17 protein-coding genes are annotated in these 24,021 nt (G+C 44.3%); 11 read left to right on the forward strand and 6 right to left on the reverse strand.

The annotated features are described in order from the left end of the window. The first annotated feature begins 22 nt into the window (after positions 1 to 22). The 4 genes from CGB83_RS19275 to CGB83_RS19290 all read left to right on the forward strand — a co-directional run bounded on the left by CGB83_RS19275 (position 23) and on the right by CGB83_RS19290 (position 7,876). A complete protein-coding gene (locus CGB83_RS19275; protein WP_100077292.1) occupies positions 23 to 1,486 on the forward strand; it encodes a sensor histidine kinase in 1,464 nt (487 codons plus the stop codon). Continuing rightward, positions 1,476 to 2,165, forward strand: coding sequence for a response regulator transcription factor (locus CGB83_RS19280; protein WP_100077293.1), 690 nt, complete (start codon positions 1,476 to 1,478; stop codon positions 2,163 to 2,165). The genes CGB83_RS19275 and CGB83_RS19280 overlap by 11 nt, the downstream gene beginning before the upstream one ends. A gap of 222 nt (positions 2,166 to 2,387) precedes the next feature. Beyond that, positions 2,388 to 2,822 (forward strand): hypothetical protein, encoded by a 435-nt coding sequence (locus CGB83_RS19285; RefSeq protein ID WP_100077294.1) that lies wholly within the window; start codon positions 2,388 to 2,390, stop codon positions 2,820 to 2,822. A gap of 23 nt (positions 2,823 to 2,845) precedes the next feature. After that, the gene (locus tag CGB83_RS19290; protein ID WP_100077295.1) at positions 2,846 to 7,876 is read left to right on the forward strand and encodes a DUF4132 domain-containing protein; all 5,031 of its coding nucleotides are present in this window, start codon (positions 2,846 to 2,848) and stop codon (positions 7,874 to 7,876) included. Positions 7,877 to 7,964: 88 nt separating this feature from the next. Here CGB83_RS19290 and CGB83_RS19295 read toward each other — a convergent pair whose 3' ends face one another. Beyond that, positions 7,965 to 8,864 (reverse strand): DUF4349 domain-containing protein, encoded by a 900-nt coding sequence (locus tag CGB83_RS19295; RefSeq protein WP_100077682.1) that lies wholly within the window; start codon positions 8,862 to 8,864, stop codon positions 7,965 to 7,967. A gap of 546 nt (positions 8,865 to 9,410) precedes the next feature. Here CGB83_RS19295 and CGB83_RS19300 point away from each other — a divergent pair. Continuing rightward, positions 9,411 to 10,481 carry a DUF2891 domain-containing protein gene (locus tag CGB83_RS19300; protein WP_100077296.1) on the forward strand — a complete coding sequence of 357 codons (1,071 nt, stop codon included), beginning with the start codon at positions 9,411 to 9,413 and terminating at the stop codon, positions 10,479 to 10,481. A 56-nt stretch (positions 10,482 to 10,537) separates the two neighbouring features. Here CGB83_RS19300 and CGB83_RS19305 read toward each other — a convergent pair whose 3' ends face one another. Beyond that, entirely contained in the window at positions 10,538 to 11,008 is a 471-nt protein-coding gene (locus CGB83_RS19305; protein WP_100077683.1) for an Mpo1 family 2-hydroxy fatty acid dioxygenase, read from the reverse strand. Between the two features lie 203 nt (positions 11,009 to 11,211). Between CGB83_RS19305 and CGB83_RS19310 the strand changes: the two genes are divergently transcribed. The 4 genes from CGB83_RS19310 to CGB83_RS19325 all read left to right on the forward strand — a co-directional run bounded on the left by CGB83_RS19310 (position 11,212) and on the right by CGB83_RS19325 (position 16,525). Then, positions 11,212 to 12,057: a helix-turn-helix domain-containing protein gene (locus CGB83_RS19310; protein WP_100077297.1), complete on the forward strand. Its 846-nt coding sequence runs from the start codon at positions 11,212 to 11,214 to the stop codon at positions 12,055 to 12,057. A gap of 89 nt (positions 12,058 to 12,146) precedes the next feature. Then, positions 12,147 to 13,457 carry a TolC family protein gene (locus tag CGB83_RS19315; RefSeq protein WP_100077298.1) on the forward strand — a complete coding sequence of 437 codons (1,311 nt, stop codon included), beginning with the start codon at positions 12,147 to 12,149 and terminating at the stop codon, positions 13,455 to 13,457. A 17-nt stretch (positions 13,458 to 13,474) separates the two neighbouring features. Then, complete coding sequence (locus tag CGB83_RS19320) at positions 13,475 to 14,599, forward strand: HlyD family secretion protein (protein WP_100077299.1); 1,125 nt, start codon at positions 13,475 to 13,477, stop codon at positions 14,597 to 14,599. A 333-nt stretch (positions 14,600 to 14,932) separates the two neighbouring features. Continuing rightward, positions 14,933 to 16,525: an MFS transporter gene (locus CGB83_RS19325; RefSeq protein WP_100077300.1), complete on the forward strand. Its 1,593-nt coding sequence runs from the start codon at positions 14,933 to 14,935 to the stop codon at positions 16,523 to 16,525. A gap of 305 nt (positions 16,526 to 16,830) precedes the next feature. On the opposite strand, the gene CGB83_RS19330 is transcribed toward CGB83_RS19325, so the two are convergent. Both CGB83_RS19330 and CGB83_RS19335 read right to left on the reverse strand, forming a co-directional pair. Continuing rightward, positions 16,831 to 18,285 (reverse strand): sigma 54-interacting transcriptional regulator, encoded by a 1,455-nt coding sequence (locus CGB83_RS19330; RefSeq protein ID WP_100077684.1) that lies wholly within the window; start codon positions 18,283 to 18,285, stop codon positions 16,831 to 16,833. Between the two features lie 146 nt (positions 18,286 to 18,431). Then, positions 18,432 to 19,574: a vWA domain-containing protein gene (locus CGB83_RS19335; protein WP_100077301.1), complete on the reverse strand. Its 1,143-nt coding sequence runs from the start codon at positions 19,572 to 19,574 to the stop codon at positions 18,432 to 18,434. 168 nt (positions 19,575 to 19,742) lie between these two features. Here CGB83_RS19335 and CGB83_RS19340 point away from each other — a divergent pair, with 168 nt between their 5' ends. Then, entirely contained in the window at positions 19,743 to 20,288 is a 546-nt protein-coding gene (locus CGB83_RS19340; RefSeq protein WP_100077302.1) for a hypothetical protein, read from the forward strand. 129 nt (positions 20,289 to 20,417) lie between these two features. Then, complete coding sequence (locus tag CGB83_RS19345; RefSeq protein WP_100077303.1) at positions 20,418 to 21,122, forward strand: class I SAM-dependent methyltransferase; 705 nt, start codon at positions 20,418 to 20,420, stop codon at positions 21,120 to 21,122. A 112-nt stretch (positions 21,123 to 21,234) separates the two neighbouring features. On the opposite strand, the gene CGB83_RS19350 is transcribed toward CGB83_RS19345, so the two are convergent. Continuing rightward, positions 21,235 to 21,417, reverse strand: coding sequence for a hypothetical protein (locus tag CGB83_RS19350; protein ID WP_100077304.1), 183 nt, complete (start codon positions 21,415 to 21,417; stop codon positions 21,235 to 21,237). Between the two features lie 252 nt (positions 21,418 to 21,669). Then, positions 21,670 to 23,706, reverse strand: a complete 2,037-nt coding sequence (metG, locus tag CGB83_RS19355; protein ID WP_100077305.1) for a methionine--tRNA ligase — start codon at positions 23,704 to 23,706, stop codon at positions 21,670 to 21,672. Positions 23,707 to 24,021: the final 315 nt, after the last annotated feature.

Below are 24,021 nucleotides of genomic sequence, written 5' to 3' on the forward strand. Positions count from 1 at the left end.
TAATTATCATCAAATTAGCGGGATGAAATGGCTCTCCAACCAATATGCTTATCCGCTTGTTATTTTCGCTATGATCGCTAGTATCGGTCTGCAGACTGCCTGGCTGATCCAGCTGTTTAATGCCCAGCAGGTGCAGGTGAAAAGAGACCTGGACCAGGCCGTGGCGGATGCCGCCCGCATGAGTGAATACCTCAGTGTAGCTCCGGGGCATGAAAATAACGAGAATTTTCGGAATTTTTTCCTCTCTCCGGAATGGCTACAGCTGAAACAAGCCTATTCCAGTATGCGGAACGTGGGAGTCAGCAGCCGGTTTGAGACAGAATTAAAAAACGACAGTACGCTGATTAATATAGAGTTAAAGATTGCCAATAAGAAATCCGGTTCGAGAAAAAGAAAGGTGATTTCTGTTTTTGATGATGGCGAAACCCTTCAGTCTGTGATGGCGGCAGATAAAAAAGACCTGAAGCGGATGGACAGTCTGGTAGAAGTCGAATGCAGAAAGCAGAATATCAATGAAGATAGATTTTTCATCCTGTACAATTATAAGACCGGTCAGCCAGAATCTGAAAAAGACTGGAACAGAGCGAAGAATGCTGATTATCAAAGCAGGCATTTCGGGTATAACCTTAATTTTTTTATCCATACTTATCAGCTGGTAGTTCCTTCTATCACTAAAACAGTTGTTTACCGGATGCGGTATTACCTGATTTCTTCATTGCTGATGATCCTTCTCACCGGCCTTGTTTTCCGGTTTCTATTTAAAGTAATCCGCAGCCAGCGTTTGTATACTCAGGCGCGGCTTGCCTTTACCGGAAATATGACACACGAGCTGAAAACACCGGTTGCCGTCATTGAAGCTGCATTGGATTCCATTACGCGTTACCAGTTGACTAATGATCCGGGCCGCATGGAAAATTACCTGGCCATCAGTAAAAATGAAATTAACCGCCTGAACCTGATGATTGATAAAGTGCTGAGCCTGGAGCAGCTGGATAACGGCGAAATCAACCTTCGGCCTGAACTTTACGATGTGCAGCAGGGATTGGAAAATGTGGTGTCTTCGATGAGATTACGCAACAGAAGCGGCTCGGTACATATCGACTACATCCCGTCTGAAGAACCGTGTTTTGTGGATGGGGATCCCGTACATCTTACGAATGTCTTTTATAATCTGATGGATAATGCCATTAAATACAGTGGATCTGAAGTACTCATTCAGGTATTGTGCACATCTGTGGATGACCAGATCGTGGTAAAAGTTCAGGATAACGGTCCCGGGATTGCCAAGAGTTACCATGAGCGTATTTTCGAACGGTTTTTCCGGATTCCCGAACATAATGATATCCACACTGTAAAAGGAACCGGCCTCGGTCTGCATTATGTAAAAGAGATCATTGCTATGCATGGAGGCAGCATTGAAGTTTTAGACCGGCCTGAAGGAGGAGCCGCTTTCATTATCCATTTACCCGCCTATCATGAAATATAAAGTACTGTACGCCGAGGATGAAGCTACCCTGGCAGAGATTATCGGTGACGGCCTCAAAAGCAGCGGCTATGAGGTAGCACTCGCAACGGACGGACAAAAAGCTCTGGAGCTTTTCCGGTCCGTAATACCTGATATCTGCGTTCTCGATATCATGATGCCATTAAAGGATGGATACACTTTAGCAGAAGATATCCGCAAAATGGACAATAATGTCCCTATAATTTTTCTCAGTGCCAAATCTTTGGGCGATGATGTGGTGAAAGGATTCAGGAGCGGGGGAAACGATTACCTTAAAAAACCTTTTACGATGGGTGAGTTGCTGGTACGCATGGATGCTTTGCTCACCAGGTTCGGGAGTGCTCCGCCGCAGCATACTCCGTCTTCCAACCGGAAAACATTTGGCGGCTGTGAACTGAATACCGTTAGTCAGGAACTGAATACGCCAAAAGCAAGCTATAAAATTTCCTATAAAGAAACTGCTATTCTTGAAATGCTTTTAGAAAACAGGAATGATTTGCTGTCCCGACAGACGGCACTGCTTAAAATCTGGGGTGATGATAGTTATTACAACACCAGAAGTATGGATGTCTTTATGTCGCACCTGCGGAAAATGCTCAGAGATGATCCGGAAGTAGAACTGATGAGCATTAGGGGAATAGGATATAAACTGATTTGCTGATATGAATTACCCACATCGCTGCTGGATTTTCTAAAATTCCGATTTTATAGTACACAACCAGCATTCTGATGCCGTTTCTGATAAAATTTCAGTCATCTCATCATATCCATGATAAAAAAGAAGAGTGATTTACCGTTCAAATACATGCTAAAAGCCGCCATTTACCAAACACCGAATACAGGTTTTAGTAAATTTTGATACATTAGTTATAATATTTTAGATATGGAAATAAGCGTAACAGTAAAGCAGCTAGGGAGAAAGCACCCGCTTCTCCATGAAGAAAAAATGTCCATTTCCACTGAAGAAACACAGCTCTCGGTAGAAGAACTGATCCGCCTCATTGTCCTGCAGCAGGTAGAATCATTTAATACCCAATCTTTCGAACAGGAAGATGCTGATTATACCAAAGCTCCGCGGGAAGACTATTTAAACATTCTTACGGATACAGGGAAAGCAGGATTCGGAAGCATATATAACGAAAGGCGTGCTGATCCTGAAAAAGCCCGGGAAAATGCAATTCAGGCCTTTGAAGACGGTATGTATGCCATTTTTTACGGTGATGAAGAACTGCAGGATTTGAAACAGGAGATTGATCTGAGCCAGGGCCGTACCTTCGTTTTCATCCGGCTTACGTTTCTGGCAGGAAGCTACTGGTAAACATTACATTAACAATCACATATATGGAAATTACAGAAAAATTAGCCTCTAAAAAAATTGCAAATTACCATGCCAATTTACGGAAGAGTTTAAAAGAGCAGACTGAAAAAGGGTTGTTATCCAAGATTTTCTCACCGCCTCAATTGAAGCAGGAAGTCGCCGAATTAGGGCTTCTGCTGGCTGGTAAAGAAGAGTATTATCAGGAATTGGAGCTCGGCAGCAAAAAGTCTGAAAATCTTAAAAAATACATCAGGCCCGATATCTGGGAAGATAAAGAGTACTACAAACTGCTGGTTTACTTATTTGGTTCCCAGGCACCGCTGGTGAAATATGCTTGGGACAGGATGCCGTATAAAATGTACCAGACCGGTTATTACCGAAGGTCTTTCCGTGCTCCGGAAAATGAACGCTACACATTTCTTAACCAGGTTAATTTAGTCAGGGGATTACTCCAGTTTCCCTGCATCTACTCATATAACAACGGGTATGAATATTATGGACTGTCCTTGGAAGAACAGATCATTTACGACCATGCCATATCCAATAATGTCCATCAGTTTTACATCTGGTCGGCAGCGATAGACAGCGGAAATACGGAGATCTACCAGCTGATCGAGGATATTGTTTTCAACAAGCATCCGGAAGGTAAAATCACCCAGAAAATAATCAAAGCTCTGCTGAACAGTGAACAGCAGCATTGCTGGGAACTGGTGGAGAAGCTTTTGCTGGCAGCCCAACGGCAGGAAGGACTGCGGCAAACTGTACTGGAGGCCCTTGACGAGACAAGTATAGGTGCCCTGCAGTATATGATACGCGTTATGGTGGAACATAAACTGTCCCGATTTTCATCTGTGGTCCGTGCCGTAGACACCTGGACCGGCTTAGGATGGGAGGCGGAAAAAGAAACGGTGGTACGGAATATCCTGTCACTGGCTGATCAGTATTTTACTCATCCCGAACAGATCCCGGAAGCTGTAGAAAGCAAAAATAATAATGAAGCTTATATGGCGCTCTGGGCACAGGGAGTGTGGGGTGTTGACAGGACCGTTCCGTATCTTCATCAGCTGCTTGATCATGGAAGCACGGACAAGAAATGCCTGGCTATAAAATTTGCCGTGGAAACCCAGGATCCTTATATACAGATGCCATTATATTATAAAGCAGTCCTGGAAGGAGATATTCAGGTGCTTGCATTTTCCGGGCAGCCTATGTCTGCTCTGCTGAAAGCCAATGCAGCATCAGGGTTTTATATAGGAAATACCGATTACCCGGATTTCTTCGAAAAACTCCACGAGCTGACCCAAAAAATCAACGTTAAAGAAAAGAAATTTGAAGGCAGGGTCTTTTCCTGGCTGAATGCTGCTTTCAAAAAGAGCCATCTCTTTGCCTCTATGTTCTACCTGGTAGGAGACGATCTCAGTAAGCTTGACCTCGTGCTTTCGTACTTTGAGGAATTCGAGCTGTCTCTGAGGGAGGAACTTGCCAGAAGCCTGCTAGGTGATTTTTACTGCTATTCTTATTCTTATAATTTCGGAAAGCAGGACAAAAAAATCACTCCTTTTCAGAAAGAGTTTGCATTCAGAATTATCAAAGACCGGGGCGAATCTATGGTGGCTTCAGGAATCAATGTATTGCAGCAGGAGGCTCTAGCGGCTGAAGAGGTGATGAAACTATCAGATCTGTTCAAAAGAAAAGGTGGTGCTCTGAGGAAAAAACTTATTGAGCTTGTATTGAAACAGGAAGATGACCATATTGATCCGCTGATCGACCACCTGATAACCGGTGATATTGAACAGCGAACCGCTGCCCTTGATATCATGCTTCAGCTGCAGAAAGAAAAGAGGATGCAGGCGCAGATAGCCCGATGGATGGAAGGATATGCTGAAAAATTAAAAGTGTCCCAGAGGGAGCAGATGCTTCTGGATCAGATCCATCCGTCAGGAAACAAGGAGACTGTGTCAGCTGCCAACGGATACGGATTCTATGACCCGTCCGTAAAAACCCCTTATGAACTGCCAAAACCCACACCGGGTTCCTTATATATCCAAGCGACCCAAAAAGACCGGTATGGTTTCACGAAGCCCTTGGACTATATCCGGAAGGAACTCACGAGTCTTAATGACCTGTTTCTTCAGAATACAGATTATGAATATGAAATCCATGTATGGGATGGATCGGTAGAAAAGCAGCTGATGGGAAATGATTTCCGCCAGATAAAAAGCAATACCGAGGGATTTACCAATGAAGAACTGGCTCAGAACTATCCGCTGCATGAGCTTTGGGAACAGTGGTACAAAGATTCGGGACTACAGCCGCGCGACCTCTTTCTGCTGACCTTTGCAGAGCATTGTGACCGTGCGGTTTTCAGGGAATTTCTTGAAAAGTACGTATTCTTCCACCGGGATTTCCTTCCTAACCCGATGAAGGACGGCTATTACTGGAATAATCCTGTAAAAAAAATTATGGTCTCCCTTCAGCACAAATTTGTTTTTGAAGAACAGACGGATTTCCTTATTGACGCGTGCAGTACGATGTTTGCCCATTTACCGGACAATGTCATCAGCTACAAAGCAAAAAAGAACGAATACTATCAGAACTACGGTACCGGATGGCAGCATACGGGATATTTCAGGATTTTTTTACAGTCGGTTCCGTTGTATACGCTTACGGATGAGCAGGTCATCAAAGTGTGGAATTTATACCGCTGGATGCAGTTTACCGGACTGGAAGAAAATATCCCGCTCACGGTACCGCCATTCTATCTTTTCTGCAGGGCTTACGAACTGAAGGCCATCACAGAAGATGAATTGTATGAAGGTATTTTCACAGAAGAATCAGCCATAAAGGAACTGACTACAACGCGGTTCCACCATCGCAGTATGCAGTATCTGGAAAGGTTTCCTTTTTTAGAGCCTATGATACAAGAAATCCGAAATAAATTCCTGGATATCGAACTGGTCCGCGGGGATGCCGGAACACCGGTCTCCGGATTCGTTCAGTCATTCCAGACCATTTACGGGACAAACCGGTTTGCTCAGATCCTGAAAGGTATAGGAAAGTCCGGGCTTTATGCCAATTATATATACAGCTACAATAATGAAAGCATGACCAGGCAGAAGCTGTTCTCCTACCTGCTGTCTAATTGTGAACCATTGGAGACCGATACCCAGGAAGTTTTTGATGCTATCGTGAGTAAAGAAGAGATCAGTGAACTGCGTCTGTTGCAGGCAGCACTGTATGCTCCGCAATGGCAGAAGCTGGTCAGCGGTTACCTGGGATGGAAAGGATTGGATTCGGCCATCTGGTGGATGCATGCCCACACCAAAACAGGTTCATACCAGGCTACCAGTTCAGTTGTTGAAAGTGAAGTGGCCAAATATTCTGCGGTAGACCTGCAGGATTTCAAAGATGGGGCTGTGGACAGCGAATGGTTTGCAAAAGCGTACAGGGAGCTTGGTAAAGCGCGTTGGGAAATGCTTTACGAGTCTGCCAAATATATTTCGGACGGAAACGGACACCGCAGGGCGAGGCTGTATTCGGATACGCTGACGGGAAACCTGAAGATCAAGGAAGTTGCGGCAAAAGTCAAAGACAAGCGCGACCAGGATTATCTCCGTGTGTATGGACTGGTACCGCTGAGCAGGACCAATCCGGCCAAAGATGTCCTGAACCGGTATGAATACCTGCAGCAGTTCAAAAAAGAGAGCCGGGAATTCGGTTCCATGAAACAATCCAGTGAGGCACTGGCCATCCGTATTGCCCTGGAAAACCTGGCGCGGAATGCAGGGTATCCTGATCCGGTAAGGCTCACCTGGGCCATGGAAACCCGGCAGATCCAGGAGCTTTTATCGAAAGAAACCCAGGTAACGGTAGACGGGGTTACCGTAGGACTGGTGATTGAAGAAGACGGGAAAGCAGAACTGGCCGTGTTCAGGGATGACAAACCCTTAAAGTCCATTCCTCCGAAAATTAAAAAGGATAAAGGTGTTGTTGAACTGATCAGCAACCGGAAAACCATGCGTGAGCAATGGTCGCGTTCCCGGAAAGGCCTTGAGGAAGCGATGGTAAGAGGAGATGTATTCATGCTGGGCGAGATCAAAAAGCTTTTTGAACATCCGGTGATTGTCAGGCATCTGGAAAAGCTGGTCTTTATATCGGATGATTCCATAACAGGCTTTTTCCGGGATGGGAACCTGATCAGTGCCCATGGGGAAATCCAGGAACTTTCCGAAACCAGTACGCTCAGGATTGCCCATTGTGTAGACCTGCATATCCACTCCGTCTGGAGCGATTACCAGCATTACTGTTTTGAGGAAAAGCTTGTTCAGCCTTTTAAACAGATATTCAGGGAACTGTATGTTCCTACGCCGGATGAATTGCAGGAAAAATCAGTATCACGGCGTTACGCAGCGCATCAGATTCAGCCTAAACAGGCGCTGGCACTCTTAAAAACCAGAGGATGGAAAGTGGATTATGAAGAAGGCCTTCAGAAAGTCTTCCATCAGGAAGGTTTCCAGGTAAAGCTGTATGCCATGGCCGACTGGTTCTCACCGGGAGAAGTGGAAAGCCCAACCCTTGAAACGGTAGAGTTCCATTCACTAAAAACGTATAAAAACATTCCGTTTGAGGAAATCAATCCAAGGATATTCTCAGAAGTGATGCGGGATATCGATCTGGTGGTATCGGTAGCGCATGCCGGAGGCGTGGATCCTGAAGCCAGCCATTCATCTGTTGAGATGAGGGCCGTCCTGTTGAAAGAAACGGCACGGCTGTTCAAGCTTGATAATGTGCGGATCGAAGGCTCGCATGTGCTGATCAAAGGAAACCTTGCCGATTACAGTGTGCACCTGGGAAGTGCAGTGGTCCATCAGGTTCCCGGGAAATACCTTTCCATATTACCTGTCCATTCACAGCACAGAGGCAGGCTGTTCCTGCCATTTGCGGATGACGACCCCAAATCTGCGGAAGTCATGTCCAAAGTCCTGTTGCTGGCAAAAGACCGGGAAATTCAGGATCCGACGATTCTTTCACAGATCCGGCAGGAGTATAAGTAAAAAAAATTATTGTTTTTTAATTTTTTATGATGAATAAGGCAGCCTGTCATTGGACAAGCTGCCTTATTAAATTCTAGGAGTACAATCTTTACGATTTGTTTGTTTTTCTCCTTCTCCAACGCTTCAAGAGGACTACAAATACAGGAACCAGCAGCAGAAACGGCCATAACGAAATTAAACCTAAGAAGAAGGAAACAAAAGTGTTCCATCCTTCTGTCAGGGAATCGCCAAACCGGCTTCCGAATCCAATGTTGGAAGTGGCAGAAGTCCGGACCTTTTCTTTGTAGAGGCTGAGGTCCAGGGTGCTGTAGTTGACACGGTCATCAATAAACCTGAGCTTGCCTTCGGAGACATCAATTTCATCCTCCAGTTCACGGATGTTCTCCTGGATTTCAAGCATATCTTTGGTTGTCTTTGCACTTTTCAGCATGTCCCTGTACTTTTCCAGGTATATTCTTTTGTTGGCTAGTTTGATGGAAACATCAGTATATTCTTCCGTAACGTCATCTGATGAAATATTTTTGGACAACACGGCACCTACACCGTCTGAGAAGGAATTCACCAGCGCATCAAAACCCTGATGGGGAACCCGAACCATAATATTCAAGATTTCATCGGTATCCGTATTCCGGAATTCTTCTTTCTGAATGTACGCTTTATTTTTCTGAATGATTGCATTCACCTGATCCTGCGCCTTCCGGATATCGGTCACCTGTATCCTCATTTCCCCGTTTTTAATGATCTTTTTTGAAACCGTTTCAACAGGCGTACGTGATTTCTGTTCATTGTTTGCTGCATTGGAAACAGCACTGCTTACGGCCTTATCCTGTGAAGTTTTTTCCATTGGAGGCGGTGGAGGCATTTCATTTTGTGCTACAGCAGTTTCAGGAGTACTGTTGACAAAGTCAGCATTTAATGCATTTTTATTTCCGGATTGGCTGCAATGGATAAACATTAGAAAACATACAGGCAAGAACACATTTTTCATAATACTGTTTTTTACAATATTAAAGAAAAATAAGATAGGATAGGTAATAGGGTTGAAGTACTCGTCCATTTTCAGTTTACATCAGGTTGCTATACCGATAAACTTAACCCAAAAAACCTGAAAATGATTAAGATCTGATGGATGTTTATTTTTGTTTCTTTTTTATATCAAATTTTTGTTAATGCAAAGCTTATTTTCCTATGCCTCATATAAGCTGATCAGCTTCATCAGCGGCTCTGCCGCCTTTTTTTACTTTCTCTGAAATGTGCTTTATGATGATCATACTTTGCGTCAGTTGTCTGTATTTCCAGGCATGAATTCATACTGAACGGGCAATAGGTGAATTGATAAATCCTTTTTGGATGGCCTGTAGTCAATTTTTTTTTTCAGTATAAATTAGTTTCCGTTGCGTGCTGATATTCTTAACAGGGATTATAGTAAGGGTATGAATGAGAATCTTTTGATTCTTGGTTCATTGATCAGGTCTTTTACTCACAACTTCTGTTACGGGATACAATCAACCATATATTTTTCTATTTTTATCGTATGAAAAACAGTCTTTTAATCCTTCTGGGAATCCCGTTTTCTGTTTGTGCGCAGGAAATACCGAAACTTACCGATGAAATGGCGATGAAACTGGCTGAAAAGCCCCTGCATTGCATCAATCAGGAATATCCTAATAAAACGGCCCATATCATCAACAATGCAGGGGAAGTTCCGCTAAGCCCAAAGCACCTGCACCCCAGTTTTTACGGATGCTTCGACTGGCATAGCTCCGTACACGGCCACTGGATGCTGGTACGGCTTCTCAAGACAAAACCGGATCTGAAAGCGGCCCAAGAAATTGAAGCTGTTCTCGACCGCTCCCTGACTAAAGAAAACCTTCAGGCAGAAGCAGATTACTTCACCAAATACCAGCTTACCACTACCTTTGAAAGAACATACGGCTGGGCCTGGCTGCTTAAACTGGATGAAGAGCTCATTACCTGGAACCATCCCAAGGCTAAACTATGGCACCAGAACCTGAAGCCGCTGACGGATAAAATACTGGACTCGTGGAAAACATTCCTTCCTAAGCAGACGTATCCGAACCGGACCGGTGTCCATCCCAATACCGCATTTGCCATGGCTTTCGCCATCGACTGGGCCAGAGCCAATCAGGATAAGGCTTTCGAGGCTCAACTGGTGGAAAAGGCTAAATATTTTTACCTGAAAGATGAAAAAACACCGGCTTATCTGGAACCTGATGGCTCAGATTTCTTTTCCCCAAGCCTGGAGATTGCGGACCTGATGAGAAGGGTGCTTCCACAAAAAGAATTTGTTGTGTGGCTGAATACGTTCTATGAAAAGCGGAGCCTGGAAAATATTGAGAAGATTCCTGTAGTCAGTGACCTGAGCGATTACCAGACCGTTCACCTGGTCGGACTGTCGTTTTCAAAAGCCTGGTGCATGAAAGGCATTGCCCAATCGCTTCCGGCCGGCCATCCGCTGAAAAAGCAGTTCAATACCACAGCCAGCGTATTTTTGTCCAATGGCTTGCCGCTGCTGTTTCAGGGCAATTATGGCGGCGATCACTGGCTTGCCAGTTTTGCGGTCTATGCGCTGGAAGACGAGTAAATTATTATATGAATACTGCAAATAGATTTCAGGAGAGCAATTGACGGCAGATTACCTTAGTATCTGATCCCCACTTTCTTCAGGATAAAGCTCAGCAGCCAGATTGGCCCGACCAGCAAAAACTGGAGGTCTTTGAGGAAAGACGGTTTCTTACCTTCGATCTTATGGCCTACAAACTGGAAGATCCAGGTAATGATGAAGACGGAAAGGTAAACCAGCCATGGCCTTTCCGTACGGGTATTCACTCCGAATGCAAAGCTTTCCATCAGCACCATCAGCGCCAGCATGATGCTGCCGATCAGAAAAGACAGCCGCATATAGAATAAGGTGACCAGAGCCATGGCTGCAAGACTTACATAACTGATGCATCCGATGTAAATAAAACAGATGGATTTTGAAGGAATCAGCGAAATGAAGCCCAGGATCGTCCAGAATATCAGGGGCACACAGATCCAGTGGATCAGTTTATTGGTTGCATTTCTGTGGCTTTCTGCATATTCTGCAAAAAGCAGGTCAATTTTTCTCATACCGGTCATTTGGAAGACACTAAAATAATAAAATTTTGTAATTGAGCTCAATGATTGGTACTGAAAACTTGCATCACTTAAAAAATCCAAGTAATCCATCAGAGGTCCATCGATACAAATCGTTATTAAAATGAATGCAGGTCGATGTGGAAAATACAGATATCCTCAATCATGACTTCCTTTGAATTCCTTACATTTGCGGTATGTCTGTCCTGGAAAAATTCGGCGTTGAGATTTTTACGCAACACAACATTTTCGAGCGCATTGCGGTTGATAAGCCCTTCCGTCCCGATAATCCGGCCTTTATCTTTATCAAGACCGGAACCATCAAGATGAAACAGCATTTCAGGGACCTGGAGCTTTCCGCCAATATGTTTATGGTAACGGATCCGCAGACGGTCTATGAAATGATCTCTGTCAGTGATGATTTCCAGTCCAGGATGGTATCGTATAAGCGTGAATTTATTTCAGCATTGTCGCTCAAATTCAACAGGCTCATTACCTACCGGTATTTCAGGCAGCAGATGAATATCGGCGTCCCGTTTCAGGCTGATGAAATGGAAGTGGTATGGAAAAGCGTCAATTTTCTGAAATATATCCTCGACTCCGAAACGGAAATGACCTACAAAAAAGAGATTGTGGAGCACTTGTTTTCTGTGTTCTGCTATCAGATGGCCGGAATCATCTCAAAAGAAGACAGCAACGCGATGAACCAGATGTCCAGGCAAGAGGAAATTGTTTTTATCTTCCTGAACGACCTGGCCAAACACCATCATACGGAACGCAGTGTGGAGTTCTATTCGGAACGGCAGTCGATTACAACCAGACATCTTTCGGCAGTGGTCAAAGAAGTGACGGGAAAGTCTGCCAGCCAGGTAATTGCACTGGTAGTTCTCAATGAGGCTAAAGTCTTATTAAACTCCTCCAAAAAGCCGGTTTCGGAAATTTCTTCCATTCTTGGATTCAGCGATCCTTATTCGTTTTCCCATTTTTTCAAAAAGCATTTAGGCGAAAGTCCGTCACAGTACAGGAATCAGTTCGAAAGCTGAAATCTTACATTTGAACATCTTTTTCCAAATTTCAAACATTTGTTTGACTTTCTTGGTGCCCTAACTTTGCACTCGTAAAACAAGGTACAATGGTAAAGAATATAAAAACAGCACTGTCTATAATGGCAGCGGTCTTTCCTGCGCTGTTTTTTTCCCAGGAAATCAGGCAGATGACCGCAGAAGAGGCGGCGCAGCTCGCAGTGCAGAATCATCAGCAGCTGAAAGTCTCAGCACAGAACATCAATATTGCCCGGCAGAATACCGAAGTGGTAAAACTTCAGAAACTGCCGACAATCACTGCCTCCACAAGCCAGTTCTATCTGGGTAATGCGGTAGCTATCGATAAAGACTTTTCGAATACAACCACCATACAGATGCCGCATTACGGAAGTTCCTATGCCGTTCAGGCTACCCAGCTGATCTTCAAAGGAGGTCTGGTCAACAAATCCATTGAGCTGGCCGGACTGCGTGAACAGCTTTCTGAGTTAGATCTTGAGAAAAACAGGCAGGATGTGAAGTTCCTCGTCATTTCCAATTATCTGGATGTGTATAAGATCGTCAACCAGCAGGAAGTTTTCCGGAACAATAAAAAACTTGCGCAGGAGCGGTTGAAAAACGTTCAGAAGTTTTATCAGCAGGGAATGGTGACCCGGAATGAAGTGATCCGTGGAGAGTTGGCGATTAAAAACCTCGACCAGGGAATCCTCACGCTGGTGAATAACCGTAAAATCCTGAACTACAATCTTACTATTGCTTTAGGCCTGCCGGAAGATACGCAGATTGTCCCCGTAGAAAACCTGGAAAATAAAGAAGCCGGAATCGGAATGGATTATTATATGACCCTTGCCCACGACAGCAATCCGGTGATGAAATCCGCGAAAACCAATATTGATGTGGCTGACAAGAATATCGACATCATTAAAACGGATAAAATGCCGACGATAGCAGGATTTGGAGGTTATTCGCTGCAAAAACCCATCACCACAAGGAATCCGGTCCTGGACATGTATTCCGGAGGATGGCAGACCGGAGTTTCACTGACGTATAACATTGACAATCTTTATAAAACCAAAGAAAGGGTGAAACTGGGGGAACTTCAGAAAAACCAGGCTTATGATGCCATGACGCTTACGCAGCAGAATATCGATATGGCAGTAAATGCAGCCTATGTAAAATACCAGGAATCCATCCAGCAGGCAGATATCCTGAATGAGGCTAAAAAACTGGCGGAAGAGAACTACAAAATCACGGAAGCCAAATACCTCAACCAGCTTGCCGTGCAGGCAGAAATGATTGATGCGCAGAACCAGAAGCTCCAGTCCGAACTGGATTTTGCCAATGCGGAAATCAATGTCCTGTACCAATACTACAATCTTCTGAAAACAACCGGAACTCTTTAATAACAGTACTGAAAACAATGGAAAACAAGGAACATACAACCACTACAGCTCAGCCGGCTCCTGCTTCATCAGGTGCGGTGGCGAAGAAAAAAGAAACTAAGAAAAATAAGATCAGGGCCATCATTTCAAATATCGTGGTATTCCTGATCATCGGATTCGGCCTGTTCTGGCTGGTCCGGGAATATTTCCACGTAGGCGATAAGACCTATACGGAAGCGGCGCAGGTAGAGGAATTCATCAACCCGATCAATACCCGGGTTTCCGCCTACATTAAAGATATTAAATTCATCGAGCACCAGCAGGTGAAGAAAGGCGATACCCTGGTGATTTTAGATGACCGTGAAATCCTGACCCAACTGGGACAGGCGGAAGCGGCTTACCAGAATGCACTGGCACAGCGTACCGCAACCAGCTCATCTGTCAATACCGTTTCCAACAATGTCAATGTAATGGAATCCAATATTGCCGGAGCCAAAGCCCGGTTATGGAATGCCGAACAGAATTTAAACCGGTATAAAAACCTGCTGGCCTCCGAGGCGGTCACCAGGCAGCAGTATGATCAGGTAAAAACGGAATATGATGCGCAGAAAGCAGCTTACGAAACCCTGGTGAACCAGAAGCAATCTGCCAATCTCTCCACCACGGAAGTGAAAAGTAAATTCGGGATCATCGATGCGGAAATCAAACGGACCAAATCGGCACTGGATATGGCAAAAATAAATTTATCCTATACCGTGATTACCGCTCCTTACGATGGCGTCATGGGAAGAAGAACCATCTCCGAAGGCCAGCTGATCCAGCCCGGACAGCAGGTAGCCACCATCGTACTGAACGGACAGAAATGGGTCACAGCCAATTTCCTGGAAAGCCAGATGCCGGATGTGAAAATCGGGGAGAAAATGATGATGACGGCTGATGCTTTGGGAGGGAAATCATTCGAAGGGGTGGTTACGGCCATTTCAGCCGCTACCGGATCGCGGTATTCCAGCGTACCGACGGATAATTCCACCGGAAACTTCATCAAAGTGCAGCAGCGGATCCCGGTACGGATCGAATTTACTTCCGCCAATACGAAAGAAGATATTGCGAGGCTGAGCGCAGGGATGAACATGAATGTGAAGATTAATACAGGGGAGAAATGATTTTGAGAGGTCAGATATTAGATTTCAGACACAAGATTTCAGATGTCAGATATCAGATGTCAGACTTTAGAATTCGGATAAGTAGTATAAATGTCATACATACAAATAAATCTGATGATCTGCAATAAGTCTGTAAACACACCGAAATTAAAAATAACACCGTCTGAAATCTTGTGTCTGAAATCTGAAATCTAATATCAAATTAATTGGAAAAAATGAAAATCACCAGTAAATAAAAAATAGAATTTTTAAAATGCTACCGTCTGACATCTGATGTCTGATGTCTGGTATCTGAAATCTGATATCTAAAATCTTACTTTTAACAACCAAACAATGTACAACAAAGGACTTTACCACGACTGGGTGCCGAAACCCGTACAGCTCCTGCTGATGGTCTTGCTGCTTGCCGTAGTGATGCCGATCGGGGGTGTATATACCGGGAACATCAGTTACCTGGTCAGCGGAACCGGTTCCATGACCGAATATTTTATGTGGGCCAATTATGCTTCCACCATCGGGATGGGGGCGTGTATGCCAATCGTACTCAGGATGAAAATGCGGTTTAAGGTACGGGATAAAATGACTGTACTCCTGGTTCTGCTGGGACTGCTGAGCTACATCAATTCTACGACCTATGAGCCCATGATTTTTGTATTCAGCTCATTAATCATCGGATTCCTGAAAATGATGGTTACCATAGAACTTTTTCTTCCGTTGATGGCTATGATCGGCAACCGGGGGATGTTTTACGGTGCATTTTACACATTTGTGCTGGTGCTGAACCAGGTGTCTGCGTATTATGCCGTAGACATTTCCATCCGGTACAACTGGCAGCAGTTTTATGTGATCGCTGCGGTAGGATGTTTTGCGCTGGCTTTACTGCACTGGATTTTCATGCATGACAAGTATTTTGCCCTGAAAGTGCCGCTGCATTACATCGACTGGCTCAGCATCCTGCTTTTCGTTTCCACATTTATGTGTTCAGCTTACGTGTTCTCCTTCGGGAAACAGCAGGACTGGCTTCATTCAAAGAAGATTATGGATGCAGGTATCGCAGCTTTCGTAAGTTTTTCCTTATTGGTGATCCGGCAGCTGACCCTGAAACGGCCGTATTTGTCATTCAAGATATTTTCAAAAAACAATGTGCTGCACGGCCTGTTCATGCTATTCTGGCTCGGGATGTTCCTGGGTACGACTTCTATTCAGAATACTTTTGCGGTAGGCGTATTGGGATATGACCAGCTGACCAATGCACGACTTAACCTCCTGATGATTCCGGGACTGGTACTCGCCGGTGTAACGGCTATATTCTGGTTCAAAAGAGAAATTCCCTTAAAAATGTTCATCTTTTCAGGCTTTTCGGCCATGATGGGATATGCCATCATCATGTATTTTTCCATGGTGCTGGAATTCAACTACGAGTACTGGTACCTGCCGATGTTCCTGAAAGGCTATGGAATGTGTTCATTGTTCATTTCAGTCTGGTTTTATACCTTAGATAAGCTTGAAATGGATGATATGCTGGCTGCGATCGGGCTGGTCCTGGTCTGGAGGACGTTTCTGGCAGTCGGGATCTTCTCGGCGCTGTATTCATGGTTTCAGTACCGATTCCAGGTCATTGCTGTTGGAGACCTGGCTGTATATCTGGATGGTATGACCCTTACACCCCAGAATGTCGCAGGAAATATGAAAGCGATCCAGCTCAATGCGATTCTCATTGCAGGTAAAAAACTGTTCGGATACATTATCCTCGCCGGTTGCGGAGTACTGCTGTATGTATTCACCCATCATTTCGGCCGTGAACGGTTTGAATATGTGCGTTTCATCAGGGTACTGACCGGAAAATCAGTCATAGCCAGGAGAAGGCTGCGTGAAAGGAAAAAATTAATCGAAGAAATAAAAGACGCCGCAGGTCCTGCCGTCTGAAGAAACCTTGTTTTCACTAGTGAAGCCCTGCTCTTATCATGAGAGCGGGGCTTTGCGTCTAAAGATGCTGCGTATTGGCAGGAGCTTTTTCCCGCTATCCGCTCATACTCCTCGCGCCATTGCTTTCCCGGCGCCTGCTGTGGGGTAACCGCTCCTATCGGGGCTAGGCTGTAGTCCTTTGTTTGCATTCTTTGCCATAAAGTGATAAACCTTATAGGTTTTTAAAACCTATAAGGTTTAATGACAGTCAAAAAACGTCCCCTGAACTATTCAGGGGACGGAATTTATAAGCTAAACCAAAAATTTTAATTCCTGTAATACGGGTTGATTTCCGCAGAATCAAAAGTAAAGGCATTGCTGTTTTCAGATTTATCCAGCTTTTTGCTGATGGTCAGTGCCCATAAGACAAGCTCCTTGCAGAAGTTCTGGTCTTCCGGGCTAAGGTCTGATGCATTTTCTTCCACCACGGTTGATAATGGAGCAATGCTGTCCAGCTTGCGGTAAAATTCTTCATCGGTATCATTATAATGAAGCTCTAGCTGATTTTTATTGAACCATTTGATCAGATCTGTGTACGGCGTCTTGATGCTTTCTTTCTCCAGCTTGGAAATGCGAGGGAATAGGCTTTCAAACTGGGTCATCACGGCTTTGTCAATCAGGATTTTGGCCACATAGTCGGCACCTTCCTGTTCACCTTCGTAGACCAGTTCTATTTTCCCGGTGATGGAAGGGATAATCGATATAAAATCAAGCAGGCGGACCGTTGTGCGTTCGGCTCCGGATTCAATCAGTCTTAGCCTGGCTGCGGCCATCAGGTTTTCCATGGCACTGATGCTGAGACGGGCACTGACACCGCTTTTCGCATCCACATATTCACTGTCGCGTGCGGCAAAGGATACTTCTTCCAGCAGGTCTTTTGCGAGGTCCGGAATATGGATTTTAGACTGTTCCTCGGCAGGAACCTGCGCTTCCTGTTCGGTAATCTGACGCGCGAGCGCAATCGTCTGCGGGTAATGGGTGAAAATCTGGGAACCGATCCGGTCTTTCAGCGGAGTAACAATGCTGCCCCGGTTGGTATAATCTTCCGGATTAGCCGTAAATACAAACTGGATGTCCAGTGGCATCCTCAACTGGAATCCGCGGATCTGGATATCGCCTTCCTGCAGGATATTGAACAGGGAAACCTGGATCCTGGCCTGTAGATCCGGCAATTCATTCAGCACGAAAATGCAGCGGTTGGCGCGTGGGATCATTCCGTAATGCAGTACGCGTTCATCAGAATACGGAAGCTTTAATGTAGCAGCCTTGATCGGGTCGATATCTCCGATCAGGTCGGCAACGTTTACATCCGGCGTGGCCAGCTTTTCAAAGAAACGGTCTGAGCGGTGTACCCAGGAAATCGGGGTATCGTCACCCATTTCGGCAATCAGGTCCCTGGCATATTTGGAAATCGGCTGGAACGGGCTGTCGTTGATTTCAGAACCTTGTACAATTGGCATGTATTCATCAAGAAGGCTTACCATGCTCCTGGCGATCCTGGTTTTGGCCTGTCCGCGCAATCCGAGCAGGTTAATGTGATGGCCGGCAAGCAGGGCCTTCTTCAGTTGCGGAACTACGGTATCTTCGTAGCCCCAAAGCCCTTCAAATACCGGTTCCTTCGCCCTGATCTTGGCAACCAGGTTCGCCTGGATTTCTTCATTAATGGTTTTATGGGTATATCCTGAGTTTTTTAGTTCTTTAAATGTCGTATCGTTTTTCATTGTATTTTGAGCAGTAATCATTTAATAATATAATATAGTACATTGTTCATTATCCTAAAATTTATTCTAATCTCAGATTTCAATCTAAAATCTGGCATCTGACATCTGACATCTGGCATCTGATATCTGGTATCTGAAATTTATCATCATATCCTTCTTTTCCTGTTCTTCTCATAATCCTCAAAAATCATCTGGCCCAGTCCGGAAAGCCCCGTCAGGAATGCTTTTCCCTGGTTCTGTTCGGTAAAGGCTTCCACAAACTTCCTGAGGTAAGGGTCCTGGGCAATCATAAAGGTGGTGATTGGGATTTTCAGTTTCCGGGCCTGCGCGGCTCTGTTGAGGCATTGTGACACGATCATCTGGTCGAGCCCCACACTGTTCATGTAAAATTCCCCGGTAGGCAGCTGGATGCAGCTCGGCTTTCCGTCGGTGATCATGAAGATCTGCTTATTGGTATTCCGTTTCCTGCGGAGGATGTCCATCGCCAGTTCCAGTCCGGCCACCGTATTGGTATGGTAAGGCCCGACTTTCAGATAGGGAAGGTCTTTGATCTTGATCGGCCAGGCTTCATTCCCGAAAACAATAATGTCGATGGAATCTTTCGGGTATTTACGATGAATCAGTTCTACCAGTGCCATGGCCACTTTTTTGGCCGGTGTGATCCGGTCTTCGCCGTATAGAATCATCGAGTGGCTGATGTCGATCATCAGTACCGTGCTCATCTGTGCTTTATGGCGCGTCTCTTCTACGATGAGGTCATCTTCCGTCAGCTGAAGGTCACCGATGCCGTTGTTTACCTGGGCATTTTTAAGGCTTTCAGTCATGTTCACCAATGAAAGGTCATCACCGTACTGAAACGACCGGTGGTCACCATCCTTTTCATCTCCAACACCGGTTTTGGAAGTGCGGTGGTTTCCAATCCCGCTTTTTTTCAGCTTTCCGAATATCTGGTCTAATGCGTATTCGCGAAGTGCAGATTCCAGTTTGGGAGTCAGGATGTTCTTTCCTTTTCCCGTTCCGGTATTTCCGTCTTCTTCATCCACTTCTTCCCTGATGTAGCCGCGCTTCTTAAGGTCTTCCTCAAAATCCTCCAGGGTATATTCATCGGTGAAGATGTCGTATTCCTGGTCCAGCATATCAAGCCACTCGAAAGCCTCCTCGATATCACCGGAAGTATGGGTCAGCAGATCTTTGAATACATCAAAAACCCGGTCGAAATTCGATATTTCCTCCGGAACGTGTTTGCTGAAGATGTATCCTTTCTGGAAATTAAATTCTTTATTGGTCATTCAATCAATCTTCTTTTGAACAATACAAGTTAGGGAATATTATGATAAGTTTCAGAGTTTGAAAGATAGAATTTGGTTATGATCGTGATGGCAATCGGATGATAAAAAATATACAGCTATAGCCGCAAAATTCAAATTGCTATATTTGTACTGCGAGACCTTTTGATTATGAAAAAAATAATATTGCTTTCCCTGTCCGTTTTAGTATTGAACTCCTGTGTGGTATCCACTGCCGCTAAAGCCGTAAAAGGAGCGGTCAACCTCAGTTACAAAGCCGTAAAGGGAACCGTTAACGGAATCAGCTGGGCCGTTCGTAAGGCCAATGGAAAAATTGATGAAGACCGGATTGACGGTACCTGGAAAGTAGTGGGGGTATACCGGGGGTCTTTTGAAGACTTCACCAAAGACCAGAACCCGGAAAGTTCATTCACTTCAGAATGTGTAGACAGTTACGACCAGATCATCTTTAAAGCCAAAAGATCTAAGTTTCAGCCGGTACACTGCAGCTCCGAAAAGGAAGACTGGATAAGGTATTCTTTTGAATTTGGTAAAAATCCTGTTACCAAAGAGAAAGAGAATTATATAGAATACAATTCCAACAACTACATTTCTGTGATCGACGTCAATAACAAGACCATGGTCCTGGAGGGAAATCTGATGCCGAAACTGTCATTTTCAGGGGCTAAATTATACCTGCTGGAAAAAGTGAAATAAAGATTCTTTCAATACCGGAAACCTTGTCTTCAACGGATGCATTGTAGTCTTACTTTCTTGTGAAAGAAGAGTAAGGATATTCGTTTTTGGTATCTAAAGCCTTATCTTTGCCTCCATTAAAACTGCAGCATGAAAGACCTGATGGGCCAAGCCATTCACGACTATTATCACAACAACAATCCTGAAGATTTACAGACCGAAACTTCCATTTCGGAACTGGATGAAATGCCGGTGGCGTACCTCTTCCGGAAATTTGAGGAAATGAATGCCCTTGAGCGGAAAGCCCTGAGCTTATGCCGGGGAAAAGTCCTGGATATAGGAGCGGGAGCCGGTTCGCATTCCTTGTACCTCCAGAATGAAAAAGGTCTTGAGGTAACCGCACTCGATATTTCACCCAAATCCATCGAAATATGTAAAGCAAGAGGCCTTCAAGAGGCAGTCTGCGGAAATATGCTCCAGTTTCCGGAGCAGGAATTTGATACTATTGTACTGCTGATGAACGGTACCGGGATTTTCCAGAGCCTGCAGGTTATTGATATCTACCTTAAAAAGCTGTATTCACTCCTGGATAAAAACGGGCAGATCCTCATCGACAGTACGGATATTATTTACATGTTTGATGCAGATGAAGATGGCGGGGTCTACATTCCGGCAGAGGGCTATTACGGGGAACTGGACTATATCGTTCATTACAAAGGACAGTCGGAAGACCCGATCAAATGGCTGTACCTGGATTTCAATACCCTGAAAAATGCGGCTGAGCACAACGGTTTCAGGATTGAAAAAGTCCTGCAGGAAGAAGATTCTTATCTGGCAAAGCTGAAGAAGAAATAACAGACAAAAAATGAATTAACAGCGTATCAGGGAGATATGCTGAAGTGTTCTTACCAAGTCATTAAAAAATGTTGGATATTTAATAAGGCCGGGATCCCGGAATTATGCATTGTTATGATTCCGTAAATAATTCTTGATAACTACCGATCAGGCTGTTGATAATATTGTACGAAAACAAATGATGATCATTCACCACAATGAGGTACAGCATGATGCATGAAATGATGATTGGTAATAGATAGGATGTCGTCCGGTAAGGAAGCTTTTTAGGAGTGTATACCACCCACAGGACCATCAGGAAAATTGTACCGAATGCTGAAATAAAAAACTCCGGACTTCTTTTAAATACAATGATCTCTCTTCACTGAAAATTCTTCCTCTTCTTTCCAGCATTTCAAAAGCCATCTGAACTGCTTCGGGCGTAAGCCTGTTGCCTTCCTTCAGATAGTCTTCAAGTTCGGAGTCTGTACATTTTTCTAAAACTTTTCTCTATATCATGCCAAAAAAAATGGGCAAAAATGCCCATTTCAAAATATGATCAAAAAAATTATCCGATTTCAATACCATTCTCAACAGTGCTGTCGTCCGGCGTCACGAAAGACAGTTTACCATCCGGCTTGGTCGTCAATAATAACATTCCCTGCGATTCGATACCCCTGATTTTTCTCGGAGCCAGGTTCAGTAGGATCATCACCTGCTTGCCAATCAGTTCCTCGGGGGTAAAGCTTTCAGCAATCCCTGAAACCACGGTTCTTACATCTACTCCGGTATCCACTTTCAGCTTCAGAAGTTTGTCTGCTTTTTCTACTTTTTCAGCTTCCATGATGGTTGCCGTTCTCAGGTCGATTTTCGTAAAATCATCAAAAGTGATTTCTTCTTTCATAGGATTCGCGTTAGGATTGGTTTTTTTATTGTTTTGCTTTGTATTTTCCAGCTTCTGGATCTGAGCTTCGATAACGTCGTCTTCAATTTTGGAAAACAGAAGAGAAGCTTCGTTGATCTGATGTCCGGTTTCTATTAGAACCTGCTTTGTTTCCACATCATTCCAGTCCATTTTTTCAACATTGAACATATTGAGAAGTTTACCTGAACTGAAAGGCATGAATGGTTCACAAAGCTGAGCCAGTGCTACAGCAATCTGAGCTCCTACAAATAAGGAATGTGCAGCCTTTTCAGGGTTATCCTTGATGGTCTTCCAGGGCTCTTCCGTCTGAAGATACTGGTTCCCGAAACGCGCAAGGTTCATCAGGGCAGACAATGCATTCCGGAACTCATAACGGTTCAGGAATTCTGAAATTTCTTTGGCTGATCTGTTGATTTCCTTTAGTTCAGGAGCATGGACATCACCCTGTGGAATAACACCATCATAATATTTGTGCATCAGAACGGCAACCCGGTTGATGAAGTTCCCGAAAATTCCAACCAGCTCAGAATTATTCTTTGTCTGGAAATCCTTCCAGGTGAAATTATTGTCCTTGGTCTCCGGAGCAGAAGACAGAAGCGCATATCTCAGCACATCCTGCTGTCCCGGAAAATCATCTACATATTCATGTGCCCACACCGCCCAGTTTCTGGAGGTGGAAATCTTGTCGTTCTCAAGGTTCAGGAATTCGAAAGCCGGAACATTGTCGGGCATAATGAAATCACCGTGTGCCTTCATCATCGATGGGAAAATAATGCAGTGAAAAACAATATTATCCTTTCCGATGAAATGGACCAGGTCGCTTTCCTCGCTTTGCCAGTAGTCTTTCCAGTCTTTTCCGTTTTTCTCTGCCCACTCTTTGGTAAAGGAAATATACCCGATAGGAGCATCAAACCATACGTACAGCACTTTCCCTTCTGCACCCGGTAGCGGAACCGGAACGCCCCAGTTGAGGTCACGGGTCATAGCCCTAGGTTTCAGGCCGTCGTTCAGCCAGGACTTTACCTGTCCGTACACATTAGGCTTCCAGTCATCTTTATGGCCTTCGATGATCCATTCATTTAAGAAGGTTTCGTATTCATTCAATGGCAGGTACCAGTTTTTCGTTTCCTTAAGGATGGGTACATTTCCGCTGAGCATGGATTTTGGGTTGATGAGCTCGGAAGGCGACAGGGTAGAACCGCATTTTTCGCACTGATCGCCATAGGCGTTCTCATTGCCGCAATTAGGGCAGGTCCCTACAATATAACGGTCGGCCAGGAATTCTCCGGCCTGCTCATCAAAATACTGCTCGGAAACTTCTTCTGTGAATTTCCCTTTTTCATACAATACCTTAAAGAATTCCTGGCTGGTTTCGTAATGTTTCTGAGATGTAGTCCTGGAATATTCATCAAATGAAATTCCTAAATCCGAAAATGATTTTTTAATGATTTCATGATACTTGTCCACGATATCCTGAGGCGTTACGCCCTCTTTTTTAGCTCTGATGGTGATGGGGATCCCATGCTCATCCGAACCGCATATAAAAGCGACTTCCTTTCCTGATCTTCTCTGAAATCTTGCGTAAACATCTGCGGGAATATATACTCCTGCCAGGTGTCCTATATGAACCGGTCCGTTGGCATAAGGCAACGCAGCCGTAATCATTTTTCTGTTCGACATCTTATCGTATAGTTTTATCGGGCAAAGATAAGGAATATCCGCGGAAAATTTATTTCCGGTTTTTGGAGCGTCAGGATGTCCGAATGTTAACTGAATGTTACAAATAGTTAAACGACTGTTTAACTATTTGTTAAAACAACTTAACTGTTATGTTGTGCATATTTAAATTGATTATTTTGAAAATCAATGTTTTAATGTGCATAACTCGTTAAATATATACAAAATTAACTTAATTTAAAATAAAATTACCATCGTTAACTTTTTTTTATAAATTGCAAAAGCTTTAGCTTTTATAAAAGAAGAATAAACTATATA

This window comes from Chryseobacterium camelliae (genome assembly GCF_002770595.1).
GTDB lineage: Bacteria > Bacteroidota > Bacteroidia > Flavobacteriales > Weeksellaceae > Chryseobacterium > Chryseobacterium camelliae.